Source organism: Bradyrhizobium sp. STM 3809 (assembly GCF_000239795.1).
In the GTDB taxonomy this organism is placed as follows: Bacteria; Pseudomonadota; Alphaproteobacteria; order Rhizobiales; family Xanthobacteraceae; genus Bradyrhizobium.
The window spans coordinates 1-14,434 of sequence record NZ_CAFJ01000236.1; the positions used below are offsets into that span (position 1 = coordinate 1).

The 14,434-nt window shown below is 68.4% G+C and carries 14 protein-coding genes and 1 pseudogene; 7 read left to right on the forward strand and 8 right to left on the reverse strand.

Annotation, left to right across the window (positions count from 1 at the left end; translation table 11 throughout):
- Window positions 1–207: 207 nt before the first annotated feature.
- Window positions 208–969 carry a serine O-acetyltransferase EpsC gene (gene epsC / locus BRAS3809_RS12890; RefSeq protein ID WP_008962535.1) on the forward strand — a complete coding sequence of 254 codons (762 nt, stop codon included), beginning with the start codon at window positions 208–210 and terminating at the stop codon, window positions 967–969.
- 84 nt (window positions 970–1,053) lie between these two features.
- Complete coding sequence (locus BRAS3809_RS12895) at window positions 1,054–1,341, forward strand: hypothetical protein (RefSeq protein WP_008962536.1); 288 nt, start codon at window positions 1,054–1,056, stop codon at window positions 1,339–1,341.
- Window positions 1,342–1,430: 89 nt separating this feature from the next.
- Here the strand turns inward: BRAS3809_RS12895 and BRAS3809_RS12900 are convergent, their stop codons facing one another.
- From BRAS3809_RS12900 to BRAS3809_RS12910, 3 genes are all read right to left on the reverse strand, one after another.
- Window positions 1,431–1,982, reverse strand: coding sequence for an ATP-binding protein (locus tag BRAS3809_RS12900; protein ID WP_008962537.1), 552 nt, complete (start codon window positions 1,980–1,982; stop codon window positions 1,431–1,433).
- Window positions 1,983–2,122: 140 nt separating this feature from the next.
- On the reverse strand, window positions 2,123–2,593 hold the full coding sequence (locus BRAS3809_RS12905; RefSeq protein WP_008962538.1) for a DoxX family protein: 471 nt from the start codon (window positions 2,591–2,593) through the stop codon (window positions 2,123–2,125).
- A 108-nt stretch (window positions 2,594–2,701) separates the two neighbouring features.
- A complete protein-coding gene (locus BRAS3809_RS12910) occupies window positions 2,702–4,714 on the reverse strand; it encodes a PAS domain-containing protein (protein ID WP_008962539.1) in 2,013 nt (670 codons plus the stop codon).
- Between the two features lie 235 nt (window positions 4,715–4,949).
- Here BRAS3809_RS12910 and BRAS3809_RS12915 point away from each other — a divergent pair, with 235 nt between their 5' ends.
- The gene (locus tag BRAS3809_RS12915; protein WP_035656227.1) at window positions 4,950–6,350 is read left to right on the forward strand and encodes an amidase; all 1,401 of its coding nucleotides are present in this window, start codon (window positions 4,950–4,952) and stop codon (window positions 6,348–6,350) included.
- 39 nt (window positions 6,351–6,389) lie between these two features.
- Here the strand turns inward: BRAS3809_RS12915 and BRAS3809_RS12920 are convergent, their stop codons facing one another.
- The 3 genes from BRAS3809_RS12920 to BRAS3809_RS12930 all read right to left on the reverse strand — a co-directional run bounded on the left by BRAS3809_RS12920 (window position 6,390) and on the right by BRAS3809_RS12930 (window position 10,819).
- Window positions 6,390–8,087: a response regulator gene (locus tag BRAS3809_RS12920; RefSeq protein ID WP_008962541.1), complete on the reverse strand. Its 1,698-nt coding sequence runs from the start codon at window positions 8,085–8,087 to the stop codon at window positions 6,390–6,392.
- Window positions 8,077–9,597 carry an ATPase domain-containing protein gene (locus BRAS3809_RS12925; protein ID WP_008962542.1) on the reverse strand — a complete coding sequence of 507 codons (1,521 nt, stop codon included), beginning with the start codon at window positions 9,595–9,597 and terminating at the stop codon, window positions 8,077–8,079. Before BRAS3809_RS12925 ends, BRAS3809_RS12920 begins: the two co-directional genes overlap by 11 nt.
- Before the next feature lie 187 nt (window positions 9,598–9,784).
- Window positions 9,785–10,819: a YihY/virulence factor BrkB family protein gene (locus BRAS3809_RS12930; protein ID WP_008962543.1), complete on the reverse strand. Its 1,035-nt coding sequence runs from the start codon at window positions 10,817–10,819 to the stop codon at window positions 9,785–9,787.
- 303 nt (window positions 10,820–11,122) lie between these two features.
- Here BRAS3809_RS12930 and BRAS3809_RS12935 point away from each other — a divergent pair, with 303 nt between their 5' ends.
- The 3 genes from BRAS3809_RS12935 to BRAS3809_RS12940 all read left to right on the forward strand — a co-directional run bounded on the left by BRAS3809_RS12935 (window position 11,123) and on the right by BRAS3809_RS12940 (window position 12,635).
- On the forward strand, window positions 11,123–11,368 hold the full coding sequence (locus BRAS3809_RS12935) for a DUF3551 domain-containing protein (RefSeq protein ID WP_008962544.1): 246 nt from the start codon (window positions 11,123–11,125) through the stop codon (window positions 11,366–11,368).
- A 237-nt stretch (window positions 11,369–11,605) separates the two neighbouring features.
- Entirely contained in the window at window positions 11,606–11,734 is a 129-nt protein-coding gene (locus BRAS3809_RS37615; RefSeq protein WP_008962545.1) for a hypothetical protein, read from the forward strand.
- A gap of 10 nt (window positions 11,735–11,744) precedes the next feature.
- Window positions 11,745–12,635 (forward strand): hypothetical protein, encoded by an 891-nt coding sequence (locus BRAS3809_RS12940; RefSeq protein WP_035656220.1) that lies wholly within the window; start codon window positions 11,745–11,747, stop codon window positions 12,633–12,635.
- A gap of 77 nt (window positions 12,636–12,712) precedes the next feature.
- On the opposite strand, the gene BRAS3809_RS12945 is transcribed toward BRAS3809_RS12940, so the two are convergent.
- The gene (locus tag BRAS3809_RS12945) at window positions 12,713–13,225 is read right to left on the reverse strand and encodes a GNAT family N-acetyltransferase (protein WP_008962547.1); all 513 of its coding nucleotides are present in this window, start codon (window positions 13,223–13,225) and stop codon (window positions 12,713–12,715) included.
- Window positions 13,226–13,249: 24 nt separating this feature from the next.
- On the reverse strand, window positions 13,250–13,522 hold the full coding sequence (locus BRAS3809_RS12950) for a hypothetical protein (RefSeq protein ID WP_008962548.1): 273 nt from the start codon (window positions 13,520–13,522) through the stop codon (window positions 13,250–13,252).
- A 756-nt stretch (window positions 13,523–14,278) separates the two neighbouring features.
- Between BRAS3809_RS12950 and BRAS3809_RS37745 the strand changes: the two are divergent.
- Window positions 14,279–14,413 (forward strand): annotated as a pseudogene (locus BRAS3809_RS37745) (helix-turn-helix domain-containing protein); the annotation flags it as partial.
- Window positions 14,414–14,434: the final 21 nt, after the last annotated feature.

Genomic DNA, 14,434 nt, shown 5'->3' on the forward strand with positions numbered 1-14,434 from the left:
AAAAAGATGAACGCAACACGTCGATCGCCAAATGCGATAGGTCTCGACCGGAATAGGCTTTGAGCCCGCGAGCTTGCGGCCGAGCGGGATGATATCATGATCCCTTGCCGGAGAGAGGGCTCGGAGGTCGCGAACACGTCCCTGGGCGCTGGCAAGAGCGTCAGCGGCGCTCTATCCTGGGACCGTCGCCTGGGAGCAATGTCGGCCATGACGAGCAGCCCGAACATTCGCGAGCACGATTTGTGGTCATCCCTTCGTCGCGAGGCGGAGCTCTCCGCCGCGCGCGATCCCGTGTTTGGCCGTGCCCTGTCGGCCGCCGTCCTCGACCATCCCGGTCTCGGCAGTGTGGTCGCGCAGCAGATCGGCGTCCGGCTCGGCCGGAGCGCGGCCGAGCAGGCGCGGTTTGCCGCGCTCGCGCGCGAGGCGCATCTCGCGGCGCCCGGGCTCGTCGACGCAGCGCATCGCGACCTCGACGCGATCGCGGCGCATGATCCCGCCACCACGGCGCTGCTGCCGCCGCTCTTGAACTACAAGGGCTACATCGCGCTGCAGGCCTATCGCGTGTCGCACTGGCTGTGGACCGGAGAGCGGCCTGATCTGGCCCTGCTGCTCCAGGCAGAGAGCTCGACGGCGCTGCAGGTCAGCATTCATCCCTCGGCGCGGATCGGCACGTCGGTGTTTCTCGATCACGCGACCGGCATCGTGATCGGCGCCCATAGCAGCATCGGCGACGAGGTGACGATCCTGCAGAACGTCACGATCGGGCGGCGCGATGCGCTGCCCGGCCGCGGCCCGCGCATCGGCCGCGGCGTGCTGCTGTCCTCGGGCGCCACCGTGCTGGGCGACGTCGCGATTGGCGACCTCGCCAAGATCGGCGCGAGCGCCGTCGTCACGGCCGATGTGCCCGCAGGCTGCACGGCGGTGGGAACGCCGGCACGGCTGACGAACTGCCCGCAGGCGGCCGCGTGAGGCAGCTCACAGCCATCTACACTCCGGAGTTGCAATCGTCCGGTGTCGCATCGTCGCGACGGATGACAACAAGGAACCGGACTCATGGCCAACATCGACTACAAGCGCGGCACCTATTCGATTCCCGCCCACGCCACCCAGCAGTTCACGTTCTGGTGGGGACGCGACTCGAAGACTCCCGATGAGTTCTTCGACGTCTCGATCGCTCCGCATTTCGACAAGAACCATCGCGCGATGGAGCCGCTGCGCCAGACCGCCAGGACCGTGGTCTGGGACACGACAGCCGGCGTCGGCACCGTCCTGACATGGACGCTGCAGAATCCGAACAACTTCCCGGTCACGTTCGAGGCCAATCACGTCCGCATCTACTAAGGCCGGCGCTTCGTGACAGGCCGCGTCAGACGACGCGGCCGGCGCGCCAGTCGCTTTGGACGTGATCCGTCCAGTCAATTCAGCGCCCCTCAGCTCGCCCGAGCCGCCGAGATGGTTTGCTCCACCAGCTCGCTCAGCTCGCCGCCGCCGTCCAGCCGCAGCACGGGGCATGGCAGCACCTCCAGCCACGCCTGGTGCTTGGCGAGCGTGCGGCTCACGGTGCCCTCATCATAGCCGGCGGCCCAGGCGATGAAGTCTTCCATGGCGTCGTGGCGGGCGCCGCCGGGCGCGACGGCGTCATCGCCATAGCGGGTGGTCTCGCGCGCGCGCAGGCGCTGCAGGCGGAGCTGTTGCGCCGTGGTCAGGAAGACCACGAGGTCGAAGCGGGGAATCAACGGATCGCCCCAGCCTTGCAGCGATCCGCTCAGCACCCATTTGGCGCGGCCGACGAACATCTCGTCCATCAGGCGCAGCCGCTCGGCCACGGGGCGCAGCTCGGTGTAGGGCGGCTCGGTCGGCTGCCACAGATAATCGTCCGTGTCGTGATGCGGGATCGCAAGCGCGGTGGCGACGGCACGGCCGAGCGTCGTGGTGCCCGAGCCGGATGCGCCGGTGATGTGGATGCGGCAAGTCGGCGGCATGAGAGCGGCTCCGGGCGGGTCTGCGGCGTCCCCTGTGATGCCATAACCTCGTGACGCGCCGATGCCAAAGGAAAAGCCGCCCTGGGGCGGCTCTCTTCGCCGGGGATCGTCTATGAGATGTCCGGTCGGACGACCGCCGGTCAGGCGGCCGCGCTCGCCGGCACGACCGACACACGCGGCCTGGCCTTGGCGAGATGCGCCTTCCAGGCCTCGATGCCGACCGCGAGCGAGGTGATCGCCCAGAACACCGGATACTCATAGCCGCCGGTGTTCCAGGTCCAGCCAAAGCCCTTCACGACCTGCAGCGCATAGACGGCGAACAGCAGCAGCACGGTGGCACCGAGCGCGGCGAAGCGGGTGCAGATGCCGAGCACCAGCGCGATGCCGGCGGCGCATTCGGACGTGGCGGCGAGCACCACCCAGACCTCCGGCGGATGGAAGCCGGCCTTGGCGAAGAAGCCTGCCGTCGCTGCCGACACCGCGCCGCCGGCGAATTTTCCGGCGACATGCGGAAACAGAAACAATCCGCAGATGATGCGAAGAATGTTCAGCCCATTCGACAGATCAAAATTCTCCGCCTTGATGCGGAAGTCGTCCTTGGTGAGCCACATGGATAGATCTCCTTTTCGTCGACGCCATGTTGCCGAAAGGAGATCCGCTGCCGTTGCGGCAAATCAAAATCGTCCCGCATTCCACGCAGGACTGATTTGCAGACGGGCTTAGTTCGCGGGCGTGCGCGGCAAGGTCACGGTGAATGTCGTACCAACGCCGGCCTCGGATATTAACGAGATGTTGCCGTGCATGCGCCCGACCAGGGACTTCACATGCGCAAGCCCGATGCCTTCGCCGGGCTGGTCGCGCGTGCCGGCGCGCTGAAACAGTTCGAACACCCGCGCCTGGTCCTCGGGCCGGATACCCCGGCCGTTGTCGGCGACATGGACGACCACCTCGCGGCCGCGCGCCTCGCCCGAGACAGTGATGCGGCCGGGGCGCCCGGGCTCGAGATATTTGACGGCATTGTCGAGCAGGTTGCCGAAGATCTGTCCGACCGCGAGCGGATCCGCCACCAGCGGCGGCAGCGGTTCGATGGTGACGACGGCGCCCGCCGTCTCGGTCTGATGACGGATGGCGTCGGCGAGCTTCCTGACCAGCGCCTCCATGTCGAGCGGCTCGGGATGCAGCGGCTGCTGGCCGTGACGCGACACCTTCAGGATGGCGGTGATCAGGCCGTCCATCTTCTGCGTGGCGGCGCGGATGAACGACAGCGACTCGTCGAAGTCGCGCTCGGCCTGCACGCGCAGCGGATCGGTCTTCGGCAGTTCTCCGGCCGCGAACATCTCGTCGCGCTGGCTCTGCAATTCCTGGGCGAAGCCCATGATGTTGACCAGCGGCGCGCGCAGATCGTGGCTGACGACATGGGCGTAGCGCTTGATCTCCTCGTTGGCGACCTCAAGCCGCTCGTTGAGATCGCGCAGCCGCGCTTCCGCGGTCTTGCGCGCGGTGATGTCGATGGCCGTGCCGATCAGGCGAACGCAATGCCCGGCGTCGTCGAACAGGCCGCGCCCCTTGGCGGCGACCCAGCGCAGCGCGCCGTCGTTCCTGCCGATGGTGCGGTACTCGACGTCGTAGAGCGCGCGGCGGACGGGATCGGCGGCCGCGGCGAACGCCGCCGTCGTCGGCTCGCGATCGTCCGGATGCAGGCCCTCGTAGAAGTCGGCGATCGTCACCGGCACGTCCTCGGCGACGCCGAACATCTCCCGGACCAGCGGCGGCCAGATCAGCACGTCGGTGGCGGGATCGTAGTCCCAGAAGCCGATCTCGGCGACCTGGGTCGCGAGCCGCAGCCGCTCCTCGGTCTCGCGCAGCGCCGCCTCGGCGGCGTGACGCGCGTTGACGTCGAGCAGCACGCCGGGGAAGCGCACCGGCTTGCCGTCGCGCAGCTCGACGCGGCCGTTAGCTTCGATCCAGTGATAGCGGCCGTCGCGGCGGCGGACGCGATATTGATGCGCGTAGTCGCCGCCGCGCGCCAGCGCGTCCTGGATGGCGGCGGCCAGCCCGGCCTGATCGTCCGGATGCACGGTCATCGTGACCTGCTCGAGGCTGAGCCCCTCGCGCCCGAGCGCGGGATCGAGACCGAAATTGACGGCGAAGTTGTCGTCGATGGTGAAGCGATTGGCGGGGATGTCCCAGACCCAGGTGCCGATGATGGCGCCGGCGGCGAGCGCGAGCTGCACGCGCTCCGCATCCGCGCGCGCCTGCATCTCGCTGTCGCGCAGCGCCTGCTCGGCCTGGACCTGGGCTGAGACTTCGGTGTTGACGCCGAACCAGCGGCGGACCCGGCCCGAGGCGTCGCGCATCGGCTGGATGCGGGTCAGGAATGGACGGAAGACACCGTCGGCGCCGCGCAGCGGAAACGTCATCTCGAACGGCTCGCCGGTGGCGATCGAGGCCTGCCAGCGCTGCATCACGGAGGGGAGTTGCGCAGGGTCGTGCACCGACTGCCAGCCCCAGCCTTCCATCTGCGCCGGCGTGCTGCCGCAGTATTCGTGCCAGCGGCGATTGTACCAGACGATGTAGCCGTCGCCATTGGCGATCCAGCACAGCGTGGGAATGCCGTCGGCCAGGAGGCGGAAATTATGGTCGTCGAGACCGCCGGCAGCGAGGTCCGGGAGGGCATAATCGACGGCCGTCTGGTTACGCCAGAAGGTCCGCCCGAACTCGCGACTGCTCATCCATCCCCCTGGCCGGCAGCGACATTGCCGCCTCGCCGCATCACCGCGGATAGGCGGGAGCGGACGCATCTACGTAACGGCCGCGTGAGCGCAAAGTTCCGGCGCGGGGAACACAATTTTTGGCCCGTTGCCGCCGAGTCATCTTATGTTAGGCGCCGTTCGGACGTTACGCGTGGGCCTGCGCCCGATGGCGGCACGGCTGATCATCGGTCTGGATCACAAAGGTTCGCTTCGCATGGATACCCCGCTGTGGCGCTGGTCGGCCACGCAGCTCGCTTCCGCCATCCGCACCAGGACGATCAGCAGCCGCGAGGCTGTGACGGCCTGTCTCGACCGCATCGGCGCGGTCAATCCCGAGCTCAACGCCGTGGTCTCGGTGCAGGCCGAGGACGCACTCGCGGCGGCCGACCTCGCCGACCGCATGGTGGCCGCGGGGACCACGCTGGGGCCGCTGCACGGCGTGCCGGTGACGACCAAGATCAATGTCGACCAGAAGGGCCTGCCGACCACCAACGGCGTCGTGGCGTTCAAGGACAGCATCGCCGCGGACGACGCACCGGTCGTAGCCAACCTGCGCAAGGCGGGCGCCGTGATCGTCGGCCGCACCAACACGCCGGCGTTCTCGATGCGCTGGTTCACCGACAACGAGCTGCACGGCCGCACGCTCAACCCGTGGCGACCCGACCGCACGCCGGGCGGCTCCAGCGGCGGCGCGGCGGTGGCGGCCGCCGCCGGCATGTGCGCGATCGCCCATGGCAATGATGGCGGCGGCTCGATCCGCTACCCGGCCTATTGCACCGGCACCGTGGGCCTGCGCCCCTCCTTCGGCCGCGTGCCGGCGTTCAACGGCACGGCGCCAGCGGAGCGGCAATTGTCGCTGCAGCTGATCTCGGTGCAGGGCGCGATCACGCGCAATGTCGAGGATGCGCGGCTGGCGCTGGCGGCCATGGCCGCGCCGGATCCGCGCGATCCCTGGCACGTCGCGATGCCGCTCGAGGGACCGCGCGTCGATCATCCCGGCGTCGCCGTCTGCCTCGATCCGGCCGGCGTGGGCATCGCGCCGGAGGTCGAGGCGGCCGTGCGCAAGGCCGCGTCGATCCTGCATCGCGCAGGCTACGAGGTGACCTGGCGCGATCCGCCGGACGTCGCCGCGGCGGCCAAGGCCTGGAACGATCTCGCGCAAGGCGAGGCGCGCGTGACGCTGGCGGCGCAGGTCGAGAAGCACGGCGATGCGCTGGCGCGGCGCGCCTTCGCGCTGATGATGAACCGCACGCCGGAGCTCGACGTGCCCGGGCTGATCCGCGCGTCGTCGTCACGCGCGACCTATCTGCGGCGCTGGCAGCTCTTCATGCAGCAGCATCCGCTGGTGCTATGCCCCGTGGCGATGGAGACGGCGCTGCCCTATGGCGTCGACGTCGAGAGCGACGCCAGCGTCGACCGCCTGTATCGCTCGCACGTGTTCCTGTTCGCGACGGCCTTTCTCGGACTGCCGTCGATCAGCGTGCCGACCGGCGTCCATGAGGGTATTCCGGTCGGTGTGCAGATCGTGGGGCCGCGCTTCCGCGAGGATCTCGTGCTGGACGCGGCGGCGGTGATCGAGCACGCCGCCGCCGAGGCGGCGCCGTCGCTGTCCTGAGCGGCTCGTCGCGCCGTCGCAAGGCTCTGCCTGACGCGATCAAGAGCCTCGCGCGCGGTCCCAGACGGTCTCCATCTTCGCCGCATCGATCGCGGCGGCGAGCTCGTCGATGCGATACGGCTTCGACAGGATACGAACCCCCGCCTCCCTCGCGGCGTGAACCGCCGCGCCCGAGTAGCCGCTGGTGAGCAGGATCGGCATGTCCACCCGCCGCCGCTGGATTTCGCGCGCGAGCTCGACGCCGTTCATGCCGCCGGGCATCATGACGTCGGAGAACACGAGGTCGACGGGACGTCCGTCGGCGAGCGCGCCGAGCGCGGCCGCGGCGCTGGAGGCGCGCGTCACGTCATAGCCGAGCTGGCGCAGCATCTCGCTCACCAGCGCGGCGACCTCGTCGTCATCCTCGACCAGAAGAATGCGGCCCTCGTCGTGGTGCCGCGATCGCGGCCGCTGCAGGTCGACGAGGTGCGGCTGAAGACCGGAGGCGGCATGCTCGGACCTCGGAAGGTAGAGCGAGATCGTCGAGCCGCGGCCGAGCGCGGACTCGATGCAGACGGAGCCACGAGACTGCTTGGCGAAGCCGTAGACCTGCGCCAGTCCGAGGCCCGAGCCCTTGCCGATGTCCTTGGTGGTGAAGAACGGCTCGAACACGCGCGCGCGGATCTCCTCCGTCATGCCGATGCCGGAATCGATCACCGACAGCCGGACATAGTCGCCGGCCACCTCGTCGTCGCGCCAGTTCGGCAGGTTCTCGCCGCGCACCACGATCGTGCCGCCGGTCGGCATCGCGTCGCGCGCATTGACGGCGAGATTGAGCACCACCAGCTCGAGCTCGCCGGGATCGACCTCGACCGGCCAGAGGTCATCCGGAAACTCGAACTGCACATGCACGTCGCCGCGCAGGCTGCGATCAAGCAGCTCGCGCATGCCACCGATCTGGCGCGCGATGTCGACCGGCTCGGGCTTGAGCTCCTGCCGGCGGGAAAAGGCGAGCAGCTGGCGGGTGAGGCTGGCGCCGCGCTGCGCCGCCTGGATCATGCCATCCATCAGGCGCCGCCGCCGCGCCGGGTCGGCCTGCCGGTCCAGCATGTCGAGCCCGCCGGAAATGACCATCAGCAGATTGTTGAAGTCGTGCGCGACGCCGCCGGTCAGCCGGCCGATCGCCTCGATCTTCTGGGCCTGGCGCAAGGTCTCCTCGACGCGCGCGCGCTCCGCCATCTCCAGCCGAAGATGCTCGTTGGACTCCGCCAGCGCCCGGGTGCGCTCCACCACCAGACGCTCGAGCTCCTGCGCGGCCTGCTCGCGCGCGTGGATCAGCGCACGGATCTCGTATTGCCTGCGCCGCGCCCGCATCGCCGATTGCACGGCGCTCATCAGCGTGATCGGCTGGATCGGCCGCTCGAGCAGCGAGACGTTGCGCAGCGCGCGCACCAGACTGCGCCGCCAGGCGACGACCGCCGGCTGGTCGCGGTGGCTGGTCAGCACAATGAACGGCAGATCGGACCAGGCCGGCTGGCGCTCGACCCATTGCGTGAGCGGCGCCGTGTCGCGCGCGAACAGCCCCTCCTCCGCGACCACGACCGCACCGACGCCCGCCCCCAGCTCGCAGATCAGCTCGGTCAGGCTCGAGCACAGCTGCGTGTCGAGCCGGGCGCTCCGCAACAGCTCCGCCGAGGCCGGTCCGTCGCGCCCGATCGGCGTAAACAGGAGAACACGCTGATCCCCCTCAGTGCTCATCTCGAATGTCCAGGTCAGGGATGACGGCGCCGGAGAAGCGCGGATTGCCGAGGAAAATCCCGCTGAAATCGGTGAGCGGCGGACCAAGCGTGATGCCGTCGCTGCTCAAGCGAAACTCGCGGATCGTATGCTCGTGCGGTCCGCTACGCTTCTTGACCACCGACAGCGCGCGCCGCACCGTTCCCGCCACCTCGAAATAGCGCAGCATCAGCACGGCGTCGCTGAGATAGCTGATGTCCAGCGGCGTATCCATCGGCCCGACCAGGCCATGCTGCGCGAGCACGAGGATGGTCAGCACACCCTGCTGGCCGAGATAGCTCAGAAGCTCGTGCATCTGCAGGATCAGGAAGCGTTCGTCCGGCATCGCGTTGAGATAGCCGTTCAGGCTGTCGATGATCATGACGCGGGCACTGTCGCGCTCGACGCTGCCCCGGACGATGGCACCGAACTCGCCCGGCGACAGCTCGGCGGGATCGATCTGCTGAAAGCGGATCAGCCCGGAGTCGAGATGCTGCTGGAGAGGCAGGCCGAGCGTCCGCGCGCGGGCCTCCACCGTGCCGCGCCCCTCGTCGAAGGCAAAGAACACCGCATGCTCGCCACGCTGCGCCGCCGCGATCGCATAGCTCAACGCAACTGATGACTTGCCCACGCCGGCAGCGCCGATCAGGAGGGCATTGGTGCCGCGCTCGAGCCCGCCACCCAGCAGCTGATCGAGCTCGGCATTGCCGCTCGGGGTGAATTCGCCCTGGAACGACCGGTGGTGCTCAGAGGCGACCAGCCGCGGAAAGATCCGCAAGCCGCCTTCGGTGATGGTGAAATCGTGGAAGCCGCCGCGAAACGCGATGCCGCGCATCTTGATCACGCGCAGGCGGCGGCGCTCCGCGCCATACTCGATCGCAAGCTGCTCCAGCATCACGACGCCATGCGCCACCGAATGCAGCTGCAGATCGTCCTGCGAGGACGAGAGATCGTCGAGCAGGATCACCGTGCAGTTGCGCCTGGCGAAGAAGTGCTTCAAGGCCAGCACCTGGCGGCGGTAGCGCAACGGGCTCTGCGCCAGCAGCCTCAGCTCGGACAGGCTGTCGATCACGACACGCGCGGGGTTGATGCGCTCGACCTCCTTGAACATCAGCCCGGTGGTCTCGCTGAGCTCGACCTCCGCCGGATGAAACACGGTGAGCTCCCGTTCCGGATCGAGTGTCGTCTCCGGAGGCACCAGCTCGAACACGTCGACGCCGTCGAGCGACCAGCCATGCCGCCCGGCGACGACCTCGAGCTCGCGCTTGGTCTCGGACAGCGTGATGTACAGCACCCGCTCGCCGAGACTCTTGCCGTGGAGCAGAAACTGCAGCGCGATGGTCGTCTTTCCGGTGCCGGGACGGCCCTCGTAGAGATACAGCCGGTTGGGATCGAGGCCGCCGCCGAGGATGTCGTCGAGGCCGTCGCTTCCGGTGGAAATGCGGGAGAGGTCCTCGCGCTCGCGCGTGCCGCCAGCAAGCTCCTCCGTCATGCAAAGCTCCGTGGTGAATATGGGCGAGATGGCAATGGTCGACCGCGGCCGGGCCACGAACCCCGCCACCGCGCGCGAGATGATCAGAAACACGGTCGAGCCCGCTCGGGTTCCCCTGGAACCCGAACGCCTCGTGCCAGCCCTGAGCAGAAAGGGAATGCCGTCGCCGACGGCGATTGCCGACGGGTCAGGTCGGGCGGCCCACGGTATCGGCCATCGTGGCTCCGCGCGCCCCGAGCGGCCGCTCCGGCCCCGTCGTCGTGTCGCGCAAGGTCTGGTGCTCCAGCTCGGCGTCGAGCTCGGCGCCGATCAGGATGACGATCGCGGAGATCCAGATCCAGGTCATGAAGCCGATCGCGGCGCCGAGCGAGCCATAGGTGGCATTGAAGCTGCCGAAGTTCGCCGCATACCAGGAGAACAGCGCCGAGCCTCCGAGCCAGAGCGCTGCCGCGAGTGCGCTGCCCCAGCTGATCCAGCGCCATTTCGGCTCCTCGCGGTCAGGACCGTAGCGGTAGATCAGCGCCAGCCCGAGCGAGACACAGATGAAGATCGCGGGCCAGCGGCCGATGCGCAGCAGGAGATCGGCCGCATCCGACAGCCCGACATAGTGCAGCACCACCGGCACCACCACGATCGCCGCGATGGCGAGCAGCGCAAACAGGATGGCGCCGGCGGTGAACAGCAGCGAGATCGCATTGAGCTTGATGAAGCCGCGCCCTTCGGGCTCGCGATAGACGACATTCAACGTATCGAACAGCGACTTCATCGCCGCATTCGCGCTCCATAGCGAGATCGCGAGACTGACCAGGAAGGTGACGCCGAGCGCCTGGCTGCCTTTGGCCGACACCCGCGTGAGCTGGTCGCGCGCGATGTCGATCGCGCCGCCGGGCATGAGGCCCTGCAACTGCTCGAGATGGTTCGTGATCTTGGCCGGATCCGAGAACAGCCCATAGATCGCCACCAGCGCGGCGAGCGCCGGGAAGATCGCCAGCAGGGTATAGAACGTCATGCCTGCGGCGAGCGCGACGATCCTGTGCTCGCCGACGTTCTCGTAGACACGGTACAGAACGTCCTTCCAGCCCTTCGCAGGAATCTCCGACGGCGAGGCGGCATGCCGGCCATGGCCGTCGTCAGGGAGCACGCCGCCGTTTCGGCTGCGGCCCTGCTCGGGTCGCTGATCGAAATATTGGATCAGAAACGCAACTCCGAGCAGCGCGAGCATGCCGCCTGTCCCGGGCCCGCGCGCACGGCGCGGACCGAACACGCCGAGCGCGTCTTGAGATTCTGCATCCGATTTCCTGGATCGACCGAACATCGCGAGCATCCGTCGTTGTCGGTGAGCAACCGGAGGAGTCCGGGAATGTTCCGGGCTCCGCATCGCTCTTTCAGCCATGGACACCGGGCCGATCGGCATCGACAATGAACGCTGCGGCGTGGCGCCGACACAACAGTTAATGTGGCGTGCGAGGAACACGCCCAAGCAGCCCCGCGTTGCCACGGCACCTTTCAACGCAAGGATAAATGTATGCGCCGCCTGCTTTTTGCTTCGCTGTCCGCCTCCGCCGTCCTGGCCGCCTTTGCCGCGCTCTCGCCTGCCTCCGCGGCGCAGGACCGCTTCTGCCTGCAAGGCAGGATGTGGGGCTATCCCGGCAATTGCCAGTTTGCCACCTATCAACAGTGCCAGGCCGCCGCCTCCGGGACCGACGCCGGCTGCGGCATCAACCCGGCCTATGCCTATGCCCGTCAGCGCGGCTACTACTCACGCTACTGACATCCAGTCCAGGCATTCCGAAACCGTTCCAGCGATCGATGCCGGCGCGGTCGCGATATGAGGACATGGGGATGGCGGCCGTCGTGGCGACCGCCGCCGTCCTCGACTCCAGGACCACGCAGGCCTTCGCAGGTCCTGCTGGTCGGCCGTGATCTCCAGCTCTGTCGATACGGGCGTCAGCCACGTGCTGCACTGCCGCGTTATCCCCTCCTCCGCCGCCGCCGGGCGAGCGGAACATTGCGCGTCGCCGTCGCTTATAGGGCCACGCATTTCGAACCGGAGGAGGAAACCATGGACGGACTGATTTACCTGGTGGGCTTGATCGTGGTGGTCATGGCCATCCTGTCGTTCTTCGGCCTGCGCTGAGACGACGCCCATGGCCATGGAAACTGCAGAGGTCGCCACGTCGCCTATCGGGCGCGTGGCCGCCGACAGTTGGACGCTGCAATGGACGCCGATCATTGCAGGCGCCCTCACCGCCGCCGCCGTCTCCTCGATCCTCATCAGCTTCGCGATGACCGTCGGGCTGGGCGTCAGCTCGACGGCCCCGACCTGGCGCGACGCGTCGGTCGCGCTCTGGCTGCTGTCGGGGCTCTACCTCGTGCTGCAGGCGCTGGTCAGCTTCGGCTGCGGCGGCTACGTCGCGGGGCGTGTCCGTGCGCCTTATGGCCTTGCCGATAGCGACGAGACCGAGAAGCGCGATGGCATGCACGGCATCGCGGCCTGGGCGCTTGCGGTCGTGCTCGGCACGGTGCTGGCGGCGATGGTCGCATCCGCGGCCAGCCGGCCGAACCCGCTGAGCTCGCCGGCGACCGCGAACGAGCCATCGGTGCTGAGCTACGAGCTCGATCACCTGTTCCGCGCCGCGCGGCGACCGCCGAGCCCTGAGCTCGCTCCGGCGCGCAGCGAAGCGGGCCGCATTCTGCTGACGGCGTCGAGCCACAGCGGCGTCAGCACCGATGATCGCAACTACCTGGTTCAACTCGTCAACGCCACGACGGGGCTGACCGGCCCCGACGCCGAGCGCCGGGTCGACACGACGATCGCCAATGCCAAGACGGCGCTGTCGCGGAGCCGCGCGAGCACGACCATCCTCGCCTTCTCAATCGCGACCGCGCTGCTGCTCGGCGCGGTGGCGGCGTGGATGGGCGCCGAGAGCGGCGGCCGTCACCGCGACGGCAAGCCGGTGTCCGGCTGGATGCTGCACGCCAACCGCTTCAGCCGGCGCCGCGACATGTGGCGGCGTCCGATGTCGATGCCGGAATAGGCGCACGAAAGAACGGCCCGGTCAGCGACCGGGCCGTTTCCGTTTCGGGTCTTCGGTTCGCCTCGGAAGCGAGGCGTTCAATCGAGATCGCGCCGCATCAGGCAGGCGTCCGTGCCGTAGCTCATCAGCTTGCGCTCATCGGCGACGGCCATGAGGGCAAATCCCTGTCTGTTCCAGAATGGCGCCGAGCCGTTGACGGCGACCAGCGACATCGACGGCAGGCCGAGCGCGCGCGCATGCCCGGCCAGCGCTGTGACGATTTTGCCTGCGGCACCGCTGTTGCGGGAGTCGGGCAGCACAGCGAGATCGTGGATGTAGTAAGTCGCCGCGGGCACGGGGATGGCGCCGATCAGGACATTCAGCGCCGGCGGCGGGCCGGAATGCCAGGGATGGCTGATGACATAGCCGGTGACGGCTGCCGTCGCGAGCACCCGGCAGCCCTCGGGATGGAGCCGCAGCCGCTCGGCGAACACCGCGCTGTCCTCCGGATAGTCCGGGTGGACGCGGGCGGCAATCGCATCGACCGCGGCGAGATCGTTGGAGGTCATCGCGCGCCAGTGCGGACCCTTCTTGGCAAGCGCATCCGCCATCGCGTTGCGGGCCGTCCGGCCGCGCTATCTGGCGAGCGCCAGCCAGCGTTCGCTGGCGGACACCGCTGCCGGCCACAACGCCTCCGTCGGCTGCCCGCGGTGCAGCGCCTTGCCGACCTCGCAGATCGACAGGAAGGCCGAGGAGCGCGCCTCCTCGGTTTCGAGCGGCTGCTCCTCGCTCGGGCTTCGCACCAGCCCCATCAGTCCGTTCAGCATCTGCAACGCCGCATCGGGCGCAGCCGCCTGCGCCGATCGCAACGCCTCCACCACCTGCGCAGCCTTCTCCGTCTCCGTCACCGCCGCCTCGCATTCGCGCCAACGGCGGCAGGCTAGCAAGACCGCCGCCGCCGCGCAACGCGGCGCGGTGGGAGTGCCGGACCGTCGCAATCTCAACGTGCCTTCTCCTGGCAGAACGGCTCGAGAACTCGGAGCGTCCTTATGCAGGGCATGTCGCGGATCGCGTCCCCCGGGGAACAATAGGAACGATTCTCCCCGCCAGTCTTGAAATTGGTTGCGCATGGGAATGGGCCGTCGGCGCGCGACGGCTGATGAGGACGATGCCGGATGCAGGCAGGTTTTGCGTTCACGAAGCTGGCCGACCGCCTGACGAGCCTGCTCGAACTGTCCAGCGACGATCTCGAACTCCTGTCGCGCATGCCGAGCTCGATCCGGAGCTTCGTTCCGCACGAGGAGATCTGGCGCAAGGGCGACGAGCCCGCGGCCTGCTGCCTGCTTCTGCAGGGCTATCTCTGCTGGAAGGACACCGACGCCGGCACGGGCCAGATCACCGCGATCTACGTTCCAGGCGACGTGCCCGATCTCTTCACGACCATCGTGCCGCGCGTGACGGCGCAACTCTGCGCCCTCAGTCCGGCGGTTGCGGCGTTCGTGCCGCACGCCTTCTTCGGCGAGGCACGCGCCCATTCCGCACGGCTGGCACAGGCGCTGTCGCTCTTGATGCTGGCCGATGCGGCCGCGCTGCGGACCTGGCTCACCAATCTCGGCAGTCGCGACTCGCTGAGCCGGGTGGCGCACCTGATCTGCGAGGTCACGATGCGGCTGCGCGCCGTGGGACTCGGGCGCGACCTGCGCTTCCCCTCGCCGTTCACGCAGTCCGATCTCGCGGCCATCTGCGGCATCTCCCCCGTGCACGCCAACCGGACCATCCAGGACCTCCGCCGCCGCGCGCTGCTGCACTGGCACTCGCGC

What these genes read in the sequence shown, in the direction of transcription:
- BRAS3809_RS12900 (WP_008962537.1), bottom strand. Translation starts at nt 1,982, where the DNA reads ATGCCGCCGACTTGCCGCATCCACATCACCGGCGCATCCGGCTCGGGC.
- BRAS3809_RS12915 (WP_035656227.1), top strand. Translation starts at nt 4,950, where the DNA reads ATGGATACCCCGCTGTGGCGCTGGTCGGCCACGCAGCTCGCTTCCGCC.
- BRAS3809_RS12910 (WP_008962539.1), bottom strand. Translation starts at nt 4,714, where the DNA reads ATGAGCAGTCGCGAGTTCGGGCGGACCTTCTGGCGTAACCAGACGGCC.
- BRAS3809_RS12925 (WP_008962542.1), bottom strand. Translation starts at nt 9,597, where the DNA reads ATGACGGAGGAGCTTGCTGGCGGCACGCGCGAGCGCGAGGACCTCTCC.
- BRAS3809_RS12920 (WP_008962541.1), bottom strand. Translation starts at nt 8,087, where the DNA reads ATGAGCACTGAGGGGGATCAGCGTGTTCTCCTGTTTACGCCGATCGGG.
- BRAS3809_RS12945 (WP_008962547.1), bottom strand. Translation starts at nt 13,225, where the DNA reads ATGGCGGATGCGCTTGCCAAGAAGGGTCCGCACTGGCGCGCGATGACC.
- BRAS3809_RS12940 (WP_035656220.1), top strand. Translation starts at nt 11,745, where the DNA reads ATGGCCATGGAAACTGCAGAGGTCGCCACGTCGCCTATCGGGCGCGTG.
- BRAS3809_RS12895 (WP_008962536.1), top strand. Translation starts at nt 1,054, where the DNA reads ATGGCCAACATCGACTACAAGCGCGGCACCTATTCGATTCCCGCCCAC.
- BRAS3809_RS12905 (WP_008962538.1), bottom strand. Translation starts at nt 2,593, where the DNA reads ATGTGGCTCACCAAGGACGACTTCCGCATCAAGGCGGAGAATTTTGAT.
- epsC (WP_008962535.1), top strand. Translation starts at nt 208, where the DNA reads ATGACGAGCAGCCCGAACATTCGCGAGCACGATTTGTGGTCATCCCTT.
- BRAS3809_RS12930 (WP_008962543.1), bottom strand. Translation starts at nt 10,819, where the DNA reads ATGCTCGCGCTGCTCGGAGTTGCGTTTCTGATCCAATATTTCGATCAG.
- BRAS3809_RS12935 (WP_008962544.1), top strand. Translation starts at nt 11,123, where the DNA reads ATGCGCCGCCTGCTTTTTGCTTCGCTGTCCGCCTCCGCCGTCCTGGCC.